Origin of the sequence: Glaciecola petra (genome assembly GCF_031846345.1) — a bacterium.
GTDB lineage: Bacteria > Pseudomonadota > Gammaproteobacteria > Enterobacterales > Alteromonadaceae > Glaciecola > Glaciecola petra.
On record NZ_JAVRHX010000001.1, the window covers coordinates 1,539,380 to 1,551,887 of the forward strand.

At 41.6% G+C, this 12,508-nt stretch carries 12 protein-coding genes and 1 tRNA gene; 2 read left to right on the top strand and 11 right to left on the bottom strand.

Features of this window, described 5'->3' with window-relative positions; all coding sequences use genetic code 11:
• Positions 1-17: 17 nt before the first annotated feature.
• From RM552_RS06805 to apbC, 10 genes are all read right to left on the bottom strand, one after another.
• Positions 18-1,652 carry a terminase large subunit gene (locus RM552_RS06805; protein ID WP_311368015.1) on the bottom strand — a complete coding sequence of 545 codons (1,635 nt, stop codon included), beginning with the start codon at positions 1,650-1,652 and terminating at the stop codon, positions 18-20.
• Positions 1,636-1,959: a P27 family phage terminase small subunit gene (locus RM552_RS06810; RefSeq protein ID WP_311368016.1), complete on the bottom strand. Its 324-nt coding sequence runs from the start codon at positions 1,957-1,959 to the stop codon at positions 1,636-1,638. The genes RM552_RS06805 and RM552_RS06810 overlap by 17 nt, the downstream gene beginning before the upstream one ends.
• Before the next feature lie 77 nt (positions 1,960-2,036).
• Positions 2,037-2,411, bottom strand: a complete 375-nt coding sequence (locus tag RM552_RS06815) for an HNH endonuclease (RefSeq protein WP_311368017.1) — start codon at positions 2,409-2,411, stop codon at positions 2,037-2,039.
• Positions 2,401-3,585, bottom strand: a complete 1,185-nt coding sequence (locus RM552_RS06820) for a phage portal protein (RefSeq protein ID WP_311368018.1) — start codon at positions 3,583-3,585, stop codon at positions 2,401-2,403. The genes RM552_RS06815 and RM552_RS06820 overlap by 11 nt, the downstream gene beginning before the upstream one ends.
• Positions 3,585-4,121 carry an HK97 family phage prohead protease gene (locus RM552_RS06825; RefSeq protein ID WP_311368019.1) on the bottom strand — a complete coding sequence of 179 codons (537 nt, stop codon included), beginning with the start codon at positions 4,119-4,121 and terminating at the stop codon, positions 3,585-3,587. The genes RM552_RS06820 and RM552_RS06825 overlap by 1 nt, the downstream gene beginning before the upstream one ends.
• A 4-nt stretch (positions 4,122-4,125) precedes the next feature.
• A complete protein-coding gene (locus RM552_RS06830) occupies positions 4,126-5,283 on the bottom strand; it encodes a phage major capsid protein (RefSeq protein WP_311368020.1) in 1,158 nt (385 codons plus the stop codon).
• Positions 5,284-5,615: 332 nt separating this feature from the next.
• Positions 5,616-5,692: transfer RNA gene (locus RM552_RS06835), tRNA-Pro, on the bottom strand.
• 69 nt (positions 5,693-5,761) lie between these two features.
• Complete coding sequence (locus tag RM552_RS06840) at positions 5,762-6,736, bottom strand: metallophosphoesterase (RefSeq protein WP_311368021.1); 975 nt, start codon at positions 6,734-6,736, stop codon at positions 5,762-5,764.
• Positions 6,723-7,307 (bottom strand): dCTP deaminase, encoded by a 585-nt coding sequence (gene dcd, locus RM552_RS06845; RefSeq protein WP_311368022.1) that lies wholly within the window; start codon positions 7,305-7,307, stop codon positions 6,723-6,725. Before dcd ends, RM552_RS06840 begins: the two co-directional genes overlap by 14 nt.
• 135 nt (positions 7,308-7,442) lie before the next feature.
• Positions 7,443-8,546: an iron-sulfur cluster carrier protein ApbC gene (gene apbC / locus RM552_RS06850; RefSeq protein ID WP_311368023.1), complete on the bottom strand. Its 1,104-nt coding sequence runs from the start codon at positions 8,544-8,546 to the stop codon at positions 7,443-7,445.
• A 174-nt stretch (positions 8,547-8,720) separates the two neighbouring features.
• On the opposite strand from apbC, the gene metG reads away from it, so the two are divergent.
• On the top strand, positions 8,721-10,790 hold the full coding sequence (gene metG / locus RM552_RS06855; protein WP_311368024.1) for a methionine--tRNA ligase: 2,070 nt from the start codon (positions 8,721-8,723) through the stop codon (positions 10,788-10,790).
• On the opposite strand, the gene RM552_RS06860 is transcribed toward metG, so the two are convergent.
• Complete coding sequence (locus RM552_RS06860; protein WP_311368025.1) at positions 10,730-11,545, bottom strand: class I SAM-dependent methyltransferase; 816 nt, start codon at positions 11,543-11,545, stop codon at positions 10,730-10,732. The two genes, metG and RM552_RS06860, sit on opposite strands and share 61 nt — an antisense overlap.
• A gap of 107 nt (positions 11,546-11,652) precedes the next feature.
• On the opposite strand from RM552_RS06860, the gene gloB reads away from it, so the two are divergent.
• Positions 11,653-12,489, top strand: coding sequence for a hydroxyacylglutathione hydrolase (gene gloB, locus RM552_RS06865; RefSeq protein WP_311368026.1), 837 nt, complete (start codon positions 11,653-11,655; stop codon positions 12,487-12,489).
• Positions 12,490-12,508 lie beyond the last annotated feature (19 nt).

Consider the following 12,508-nt stretch of genomic DNA (forward strand, 5'->3'; position numbering starts at 1 on the left):
TTTATAAATAGTAATGGTTAAATTACCACAGCACCACGTGATTGATAAATGTTTTGTTCTTCAAGATCTGTCATGTAACTAAAAAACCCAGTAACTAACGCGGCAATTGGATCAATCTTATTTGGGCTTTTGGATTTATCGAGTTTCACATTGCCAGCAGGATCCATTTGCAAAACTACGTTCGACATAGCCCAATTTAGTACTGGATTACCATCATGCACGAGTCGCTTAGATTTGGTGTAGGCTTCAATTTCCTTACAACTTGGACTCATTGAACGATAACCCTGTCCAACTTTTTCAACCGTGAAACCTTGTTGCTGTAATTGCGTGACCAGATACGTCGAGTTCCACGGGTCGAACGCCAATGATTTAATATCATAATCTTGCCCTAGTTGAGCAATATCACGTTCGATAAATTCATAATCGATAACATCAGACGGTGTTAAATGAAGGTGTCCAGCGGCTACCCATGCACGATAGAAATTACGGTTTTTACAGTTCGGATCATCAAGTACAGACTTGGGCAAATAGTATCTGCCAGATACCACCACCTTATCACCTTGCGGAAATATCATACTCACTGCTGTAATATCGCTTTTAGAGCTTAAATCAAGCCCTAGATAGCACTCAGAACCTTTTAGCGCGTCCAAATCAATATCAGCACCACATTTTTTCCATTGAGCAAGCTTGATCCACTCTTGTTCGCCTTCATGCCAAATATTAAAGCGCTTTACCAATGTTTCAACCCATGTTGTGGGCATACCTTTTGCCCTATCAACTTGCGTACTTAATTCATCTTTTGAAATGCTAATATCTAGATTCGGGTTGGCTTTACCCCACATACTAGGCTGTTCGACTTCTTTTTCATCATCCAATGTGTAAATAATCCCAAAATACGATTCATCAATTGCTTCACTAGATAATATTTGTTTCACATAATTGTGCTGTTCTTTACAAAATGACAGTGAACTTGTACCAGCCGTACTAATGGCGAATAAGAGCGCATTTTGACGCGCTCCCATGCCTAAACTTATAGCACTGTATACAGAGTCATCAGGATGTAAATGCAACTCATCTATAATTGCACAACTTGGGTTCGTGCCTTCAATTGTATTAGCTTTAGCCGCCAATGGTCGCATGATTGAATTGCACTTTGGCTCTACCATATGATGCTGAAAAGATTTTATGCGTTCATCGAAGGCTAGTTTAACCATTTGCTTGGCATCATCAAACACAATGCGTGCTTGGTCACGTGATACCGCTGCCGTATAAATATCTTGCTGACCTTTTTCACATAACAAAAACCAATTCGCAATAATAGCCGCTAAACTTGATTTACCGTTTTTGCGTGGCACTTCCACATAAATCGTTCTGTATTTTCGTTGCCCGTTATCGACTCTAATAAAGCCGAAAATATTCGCCAGTATAAATGCTTGCCAGCCTTGCAGTTCAATTCGTTCACCACGCAAATGGCCTTTTACATGTGGACATAGGCTTGCGAATTTAATAACACGATTGGCTTTTACTTCATCGAATAGATAGGCGGAGTTTTTCAGGTCGGTAAAATAGCGTTCAACGGCTTGTTTAACAGTTTTGCACGCTAACAATTCACCACGTTGTATTGATAAGGCGTAGTCATTCCATAAGCTCATCAAGCGGATCTCGTTTGGTATCAATCGGTAATTTATCAGCCAGTAATGCACCGAATTTAATCATCAACTTTTGTGCTTCAGTCAATACTTTAAAGGCAGGGTTTTGACCACGTGTTTTGTTCGCATTCATCATTAGAAATAGACCATGTTCTTCAATGTCATGCATGGACTGTCGGTATATTGCATAGTTTTGACAATACAGTTCGAGCCACGCCCAATCCTGATCATTCACATCGTCACGCTTTCGCAATATAGGCGCATACAACCGCCATTGAGATTTGGCAAAGTCGCTTAAATAGCTTGGCATTCTCACCTAGCACCCCCTAATGAAAAAGTGTCGTGAATAAAAATATGAAGGAGACGGCGATAGCACGGTAGGTAGGCTCACGTAGCAGATCCCCCCCGTACAGCACCAAAACCACGCTTGTCGATGACTCTTGTCTTCCAAGCATGACAGTCACGGCACAACGGTTGATGATTATCTTCAACATAGAACAACGGATCATTTGCACCATTAACAGGCTCAATGTGATCAACGACTGTTGCAAGATTGATAATGTCGTAATCTTTGCAACGTACACATAATGGATTAGCGCGAAGATAACGCTTTCTATATCTGCGCCAAGTATGATCGTAGCCTTTATAGTGGGCTGGTAATCGTTTGTCTTTTGGACGTTGATTATGATTAGCGCAGTATTTGCCTATTGATACATCAACACGCAAAGGGCAACCGGTGAATGCACAACGTTTAACTTCCACCGTCTTGCACCGATTGACCCTTTTGGATCCATGATTGACTGAACTCATCACCGCCTTCACGTGGTGGCATATTCTCAGACCGCCTGACCTCATTGGGTGACATCACGCCATTACGAATAGCCGCATCATAGACTTCATACCGTTCAGTTGAATTCGCACGCAACAAATCAGCCGTATTGAATTCAATAATGGTATTGGTACGGTACCTATCTGACAGTAATTTGTTACTAAATTCTTGCTGAATATTGGTCAATAATGGACGCAAAGTTTGACCCAAGAATGCACGGCTGGCTTCAGTGAAGTTAGCGTATGTGCTGTTGGTATAGTCTTGTAAGAAGATAGGCGATAACTTAAACATTCTTGCCACATCGACCACTGAGAAATTACGTGCCGCTAACCATTCAGCATCTTGGTTTGATAGGCTAATAGGTTTGAACTTCAACCCTTGTTCAAGCAATAGAATTTTACCTGTATTGCTTGTCCCTGAATGCGCATCAGATAGCGAATCTTTTAGACGCTTAATCGAATTCTCGTCTTTAAACATACTATCGGTTTCAAAGACACCTGAAGGTTTAACACCGTTTTTAAATAGTCTTGCACCATGCTCTTGTTGTGCTAATCCTAGACCAATCGCTTCACGGCATATTTGAATAGGAGATTTACCTTCAATGCCATCGTCAGTGTGGTATTTCAAATGCAGCACTTCTTCTTTCAAAAGATTGGCAAACTTGCCAGTTTCTAGTGCGATTTGATAACCCAATAGTCGCTGATTGTCTTTACGAATAATCACGCTATCAGGGTGTAATAAGGTCAATTGATTGGGTTTGCCCGTGCCATCATATTCAATGCGTGCGTATGCATTACCACGCAACAACATAGAGCGTATCAACGCCAATTTAAAATCATAGGCCGTCATACCGTTGTGATTGGGTGCTTGGTTTAATAAGCGTTCGATATGATGGTTTTGTGCACGCGTTCTTACATCATTGGTTTGTTGGTATACATGCACGGGTAAACTGGCGACCGCTTCAGATAATACCGATATGGCACAATGCACCGCTGGCAATGCTTGTGCGGTTTGTGAATTAACCGCCTGACCTGACGTAGTATCCGCGCTTAGACTCAACAATAAATCGTGATTATTAGGGCGTGACCGTTTAAAGAAACTGAACATTAGATACGCTCCAATAGGTCAAGACGCTGTTGATGATGCACTACTTGTCCCACTTGCATAGAACGTTGCGCTACTGCCACATTCGTCGCTTTATAAGCTGGCATACTGGTGATAGTAATTTCATGTAATACTGCACGCGTAACCGTTCTAAGTGGCGGGGCTTGGTCATAATCCCAATTATCACCGCCAGTAGGGACGGAAAAACCAAAGGACATACCACGAATATCACCACGCTCAATCGATACCATCAATTCATCAGCGGTGCGGGTATCAGGTGGCGAGATTTCCACCAATAAACCTTGGTCATCACTGCGTATACTCATGGTGTTTGAGATAGTGCGCCCTAATAGCATTTTATAATCATGCTCAACCAAGGCACGTATATCGCCATTAATAGAATCACCAAACGCACCGTGTTGAATGATTTCAGTAAAGCCGCCTAGGTCTTCAGATCGTGAGCCGTACACAACAGGCCGACCCACAATCTTTTTACCTGACACTTTGAAATCATGACTTGCACGTAATTCAAAGTTCATCGTCTTATGCCGCTTTTTTGAGGATTTTAACGGCATTACTATCAACTAGACCGCCGCCCACATAGCGGGTGGTGAGCATTTTGACGTAGCCCGGTTGCGTAATATTGTCGCGTATCATGCGTGTGCCTGTTGAATGGTCAATCACGTAATACGCCATCGATAAATCAGCCAATACCACTTCATCATCAGCAATTTGGTCAGAGATGATGACAGGCTTACCCAATAAGGTCGTCGCTTGACCTTCTTGCACTGAATCGCGCCATATGTAATCACCGTCATTGTTTTTAAGCTTGCGCAGTGACAAAGCCATACTATCGGACATATACCATTTAAGGTTGTTACGATATGGGACAGCAAAGGCATGTAAGAAGGTAATCAAATCATCAAAATCAATAACGCCTGTTGTCGCACTTAAGGCTTCTTGGATTTCACCAAAGGTACGAGCCGCATCATTATCGGTTGAACGCGTGTATGTCAGAATGCCTTTTGGCTTTTTCACTGCATCACCATTCCAAAAAGCCGCTTCTTCTTTTAGGACAGTTTCAGCGGCGACTTCACTGGCTAACCAATCAGCCACATTGAAGCTCGACCAATCAAGTATTTCTTGTGTGGTCTTAGGATAGGCATACAAGCTATTAAGCTTGATTTCGAGTTCTTCTAACTTACTGGTGTTAGTCTCGTTTCGTGTATCGGTTTCAGCCGCCCAATCAACCGAAGTACCGCCAACTGATACCAGCTTTTTAAACACTTCAGAGCCATGGCTTTTAATTGTGGCGTTTTGCCTAAACACTGAACGTTCTTTTAATAGCACGTGTATTTGATTGTCTACTGTGGGAATAACAGTATAACCACCATCAGCTTGCACACCCGCAGATAATGACCGTGCATCACCTGTTTGCACAAATGAGCGAAGTTCTTCATTTGATGGTGTATTATCGGGTGCAGCTTGATCACCAGATACCAATGAACGTTCATGATCAGATACACTTTCTTCATGGGTAATTTGTTGGTTGATAGCTTCAATATCTGTGTTGATACTTTTCAGCTTTGTATTGTCTTCATCAGACAATGCACGCTTTTCAGTTTCAGCGGCATTTAATATTGAACGACTATTAGCAATCAGTTCAGCTTTCTTTTGACGTAATTCTATTAATTTTTTCATTGTAAACACTCTCACATGTGGGTAAATATGCATCAAGAGTGAATATTATGTGCATATAATGAATATATATGCAATTAAATGTGGCAAATACTGCATTTTTATGCAATATTGTGAATGCAATTTTCTTTTATTGCATCCATTTTGGTCGTTGTAAACGATACTAAGCTTCTCTGTGTGGGATACTCAGAGGGGCTTTTTTATGCGTGTTTGAAAATAATTTACTTGAAATAAACTAATGCGAATAATGTGCTACATATATGCTACACAGATTATTATTTGAGTAGTGACAAAAAGAGAGGGATGATTTAATCTATTGATTTTTATGAATTTATTGGTCGGTGTGAGAGGATTTGAACCTCCGACCCCTGACACCCCATGACAGTGCGCTACCAAGCTGCGCCACACACCGACCGAAGCGCGTATTATATTGATTTGTTGGTAAATATCCAGCGTTTTTAAAGCTTTGTGATGTACCTGTCTATTTATGCGGCACCCAAACAAGATTTTCAGGTTTTAAGTCGCTTTCACCACTATATCTGTAGGCTGCCAATACACCATCTTTTTGCACGACCGACCAATCTAAACAAGCTACTTTGTTGTTCATTAGCACAGGCTGACCTTGCATCCAGTAATGTCCAAAAAATATTGGCTTTTTGAAATCTACTTTGGGTTGGTGAGCAATATCAATAGCTTGGTCAGGTAATTCGCTTGGGTCCGGTACCGAAATGCACGTATTACGATACGTTGGCATTTGTGTAAAGCCCCACCACTTTACACGCATTTTTGAACGCTTGCGACCAGCAGAATCGGTAAAGCTGCAGCCTTCAGGCAAACGTATTTTTGGCCCGTTTAAGCAATATTCTATGGCTTTGAAAAAATCCATCGACACTCGTTTTGGTTGTTCCCACACTTTACTACTAATGGCGTTATTATCGTCGGCTAGTTCTTTTAACTTGGCTATGTGGGTATCGTGCCAGGCAGCATGCACGCAGCGAAAATAATCATTCTCGTAAAACAAAGGCAAGGTTTTTAACCAAGCAATAGTGCTTAAATACCAGTCGTTACTATAACTGGATTGCTCTAAAAAGGCTTGGTGTTCTTTTAAATTTTTTGGTGAGTGAGGGCGCATTGGAGTGCCCTCTTCATCCATTTCATACCACGCTATTGCATAAAGTTCATGGTTACCAAGTAACACTATTGCTTTGCCTGCTTGCTGCATATCGCGAAGAATGTCGACAATTTCGACTTGCCCTGGTCCTCTATCAATTAAATCGCCTACAGAAATTAATGTTCTTGTTGGGTGTTGCCATACGCCATCTAACTTTTCGTAACCAAGTTTAACCAACAGGCGCTTAAATGCATCGCAGTAGCCATGGATATCGCCCACGATGTCGTAATTTGGAGTAGAGAACTCCTTGGTAGAGCCTGTCGATTGAATATTAATCGTCAGCACCTATTCTGCTAGCAACAGCGCCGTCTTGTCCGCGATATTTAGCATCTGCCCTAGAATTATAAGGTTGTTCAGCATAATCAGACAGTAATTCAAAGCTAACCGCACCAATTTTCATTTTGGGTTTAAGGGCCAAAGGTAACTTACCTGAGTTGAAAAACTCAAGGACGATGTTGCCCGACCAACCGGGATCGATTCGATGTGCAGTAACGTGCACCATTAAGCCTAAACGTGCTAAAGAAGAACGGCCATCTAACCAACCGACCATATTTGCAGGTAAAGTAATTGATTCGTGAGTCACCGCAATAGCCAATTCGCCCGGGTGCAAGAAAAACGCTTTGTCGTCATCAATGACTATTTCGTCACTCATGACAGTGTCTAGTGCCGCTTGTACTTCATGTTTTTGGCCGCTTAAGTCAATAAATGGGGCCTGATGATCTTCAAATACGCGAAACTTGTTGCCTAACCTCACATCTACCGTTACGCCACTTATGCTAACTTCTGAGGGCGCAGGAGAAATCACAATATTTCCTTCTGCTATATGTTTTTTAATATCCTTGTCGCATAAACGCATGATTTACTTCTTATATGGTTGTCGATTGATAATTTGATTGCCAAAGGCAAGCTGAGCGGTGCCTAAATTATGCGGTGAAGCGCCCTTTCTTGCAAGCACCAAGGGCAAAAACTGGCTAAATGTTAGACCGTTTATTTAAGCGTCTAGCTGTGTTACTTGAATGCTACCGGCTAATTTACTCGCCATAGCAGAAAGTTTAACGCTTTCACATAACTGCCGCGATAGGTCAATAGCGCATTGGCGGTAAATAACAGAAATATCGTGTTGCACTTGTTCGTGTAGTAAGGACTTACCTGAATCGGCATATTCTCTAATAATAGGATTGAGAGGTACTTGCGCTAGCAAGGGTAAAGCGTATTTTTCAGATAAACCAAGCGCGCCTTTTTCTGAAAAAATTGCCGTTTTGTGATGACAATTCCCACATTCAAAATAGCTCATATTTTCGATAATACCTAGCACTGGTACTGCTAGTTTTTCAAACATCGCAATACCTTTGGCGGCATCACTAAGCGCAATATCTTGCGGCGTAGTAACGACAACAGCGGCAGTTAAGGGTAATTGCTGACACATTGTCAATTGAATATCACCTGTACCTGGTGGCATATCTACAATCAAATAGTCGAGCATAGGCCATGCGGTTTCTTTCAATAGCTGACTTAAAGCTTTACTTGCCATTGGCCCGCGCCAAATAGACGCATGATCGTTTTGCACCAAATATCCAATAGAATTAGACGCTAAACCATGGGCAACAATCGGCTGCATTATTTTGTTATCAGGGCTCTCTGGTCGTTGGTTTTGGGTGCCTAGCATAATTGGAATCGATGGCCCATAAATGTCAGCGTCTAAAATGCCAACGCGTGCGCCCTCCAATTGCAGCGCAATCGCTAAGTTTAAAGCGCTTGCTGATTTTCCCACTCCACCCTTGCCGGAAGCTACCGCAATAATGTTTTTAACGTTTTTCACATGGTTTTGTTTAGCTTCAAAAATAGGCACATTGTATTCCCTTTCAAAACGAATGCTGTGCGCAAAGGTATGCTGCACGAATTCGCTGGCTTTTTCTGCCACGCTGGTCCAAATCGAATCTGCCACAAAGGGCAAACGAACTAAGCAAGTTTTCTCGGTATTTTGCGAAAGGGTTAAATCTGAATGATTTTCTAAGCCTAATAGTTCGCCAATGTATGCCTTTAGTTGATTTATATCAGCTTCACTTAACCCAGATATTTTTGATGAAAAAAACATGTTACCTCTATGTTTAGTCGGCTTTTTAATGAAAGTGCATCAGTATTCTCATTTTATAGACACTAAAAGCAAGTTTATGTGTTAATTATGCCTAAATCGAGGTGCAAATAACACGAGTTTCGGCTACCATTTGCGGCTACTAAAAAGTCACAAGCAATCAAGGTTTAAGTATACATGCAAACGAGTAAACGACGCATATTGGTCACCAGCGCATTACCATATGCAAATGGGTCTATTCATTTAGGTCATTTATTAGAACACATCCAAACCGACATTTGGGTGCGTTTTCAACGTTTACGTGGCCATGAGTGCTACAGTGTTTGTGCTGACGACGCACACGGCACGCCGGTTATGCTTAAAGCCCAAGAACTCGGTATTACACCAGAACAAATGGTTGAACAAACCCGTACTGAACACGAAAAAGACCTCAACGACTTTTTAATATCCTACGACAATTATTACGTGACGCATTCGCCAGAAAATAAAGCGGCGTGTGAACTTGTTTACAATAAGTTAAACGAAAATGGCTACATTTCAAAACGGACCATAAGCCAGTTATACGATCCTGAAAAAGAAATGTTTTTACCTGACCGTTTTGTAAAAGGGACCTGCCCTAATTGCGGGGCTGAAGATCAAAACGGAGATAACTGCGACGTGTGTGGCGCTACATACAGTCCGACAGAGGTTAAAAATCCACGCTCTGTTGTGTCGGGGGCCACACCAATATTGAAAGATTCTGAGCATTTCTTTTTTGACCTGCCACAGTTTGAAGGCATGTTAAAAGAGTGGATCCGCTCTGGCGCCATCAAAAACGAAATGGCAAACAAACTCGAAGAATGGTTTGAGCAAGGCTTGCAACAGTGGGATATAAGCCGCGATTCGCCCTATTTTGGTTTCGAAATCCCAAATGCGCCAGGTAAATTCTTTTATGTGTGGGTAGATGCACCGGTTGGTTATATGGCCAGCTTTAAAAACTACGCCGACAAACATGGCATTAACGACGACGAATTTTGGCAAAAAGGTAACAATACCGAGTTGTATCACTTTATTGGTAAAGACATTACTTATTTTCATTGTTTATTTTGGCCAGCAATGCTTGAAGGCGCAGGTTTTAGAAAGCCAACGGGCGTGAATATTCATGGCTTTGTGACTGTTAACGGCGCAAAAATGTCAAAAACTCGCGGAACATTTATAAAAGCTAGCACTTATTTAGAGCATTTAAACCCTGAATATTTACGCTATTACTTCGCTAGTAAGCTCAACGATAATGTGACCGACATCGACTTAAACTTTGAAGATTTTGTGCAAAAAGTCAATGCCGACCTTGTTGGCAAGGTAGTCAACATTGCCTCTCGTTGTGCTGGTTTTATCACCAAGAAGTTTGACGCTAAACTATCTGAAAATATAGAAAACCCGTCTCTACTGAAAGAATTCCAAGACGCTGAACAAAGCATTGCAGACGCCATTGAAAACCGTCAATACCATAAAGCCATTCGTGACATTATGACCCTTGCCGACAAAGCAAATGTTTATATCGATGCACAAGCCCCTTGGGTCACCATTAAAGACGAATCCAAACAAGTGTTTACGCATGATGTATGCTCATTAGGCATTCATTTGTTTCGTATTTTAATGGTTTATTTAACGCCGGTAGTACCTAAGTTATCTGAAAGTGCTCAAGCCTTTTTAAATGACCAATTTACTTGGGAAAGTATACAAGAAGTTAAAATTGGACATAGTATTAATAAATTCAAAGCCATGTTGCAACGTGTCGATACCGACAAAGTGACGGCGATGGTTGAAGCTTCAAAGGAGCATTTAAAGGCCACTGCTGAAAAGAAAATTGCAGCTCCTCAAACGCCATCAACTACAAACGCAGAGGCTGAAGAAGCTAAAAGCACCATTGAGCCTATTGGCGATACTATCAGTTTTGAAGATTTTGCCAAAGTCGATTTGCGTATCGCAAAAATCGTGCATGCTGAAGCTGTAGAAAAAGCGGACAAATTGCTGCGCTTAGAATGTGATATAGGCAATGAAACTCGTCAAGTATTTGCGGGTATAAAATCAGCGTATAAAGCCGAAGATTTGATCGGTAAACATACGGTTGTAGTTGCTAACCTTGCACCGCGGAAGATGCGTTTTGGTATGTCAGAAGGGATGGTTTTAGCGGCTGGGCCCGGTGGTCAAGATTTATATATTTTAGAACCGCATTCAGGTGCATCACCAGGAATGCGAGTAAAGTAAGACGATTCGCGCGCAGCATTAGAGCTACACGCACTCACTGGCTGAGCGCTAAATTTTGGTTTTAGCTTCCATGCTGGCTTGATTGGCGACAAAGGAATTTCGCGCTTGCGCGCCACAATAATATACATGGACGAAAACCAAGGTAGATATCGCTTACACAGCTTTTGAATGCGACTCTCGCTACCCAAATTTTTACGCATAAAAAGAGAGGAATATAGCAAGTTCTCGTGTTGCACAATTTCAAAATCGAGCAGTTGTAGCCAGTCTTTTATTCGTGCACTGGTAAAGAATCGCCCTTGATGCAAAATATTTTTGCGATTTATAGGCAAGTATTTCATCACCCCAGCCAGACTAAACGGATTAAAGCCCGCAATGATCACTCTGCCATCAGAGGTAATAGAACGGTCGATTTCACGTACTATCTGATGCGGGTCTTGCGCAAAATCCAGTTCGCCGAGCAAAACAAAAGCATCTACACTATTATTTTGAAACGGCAATTTGGCCGACTCTCCACACAAGTGATTATTCTTGTTTGTATGAGGTGCTATGGCGTATTGATGCTTTACTTGGCATTTAGGCAAGTTAACTTGACTACTTAAGCTGCCCATTTTTACAAGATAATACCCAAAAATACGTTCGGTAATAGGCATTAAGGCTTTTTCTAATTCCATGCGCGCCAATTCGCCTTGGCTCAACTCAAACCAATTTTTAGGATAAACGGGTTGTTCTTTACTGCGCGCTGAACGCATTATCATTAACCACTCTCCTCGCCGACTTTTCTGTATATTGGTATTTACTTAGGAATTTTGCAACTTTATATTCGACTCAACATCTTTTATCATTAAAGGACTTAAGGTTAAAGATGAAAATACGCGGGCTTGGTAATAACGATTTTAATTGTTTACCTGTGGTCGTTGAATATGGAAACGCAATGTCTGACGAAAGCAAAAAACAATATTCAAGCACATTTAAAGTGACTGCAATCCCCGCATTTACCGACAACTACATTTGGTGTTTACAAAAAGGCCAAAACGCGGTGGTGGTTGACCCGGGAGAAGCAAAACCTGTGTTTGAGTATTTGGAAAGCAATGAACTTACGCTCACCGGCATTTTAGTGACTCACCACCACTTTGACCATGTAGGGGGCATTGATACTCTCTTGCACGCTTTCCCCAACATTCCTGTTTTTGGTCCAAATAATCCGAAAATCACCTCAATCACACAGCATTTGATAGAAGGTGATAGCATTGTTTTACCGGAAATTGATGCTAAGTTGTCGATATTAGAAACCCCAGGGCATACTCTCGACCATATTGTTTATTTCGATGAACAGCATTTATTCTGTGGCGATACTCTGTTTTCCGGTGGATGCGGCAGAATGTTTGAAGGTACGCCGCCGGTGTTTTGGCATTCTTTGCAAAAACTAATGAACTTACCTTCTCATTTAGGCGTCTATTGTACCCACGAATATACTCAAGCTAATTTGGCTTTTGCCCAACATGTCGACCCGCATAATGAAGCCTTAAAGACTTACTCTGCATGGGTCGATAGTAAACGTGAGGCAGATCAAATTACATTGCCCTCTAGCATAGCGCAGGAGTTGGCCATCAACCCCTTTTTAAGGTGTGATATGGATTGCAATCAAGACAAGGCAATTGCGAACTTTGCTAGGTTAAGAAAACAAAAAGACAATTTCTAATTTGCGCGCAATTCGGTTA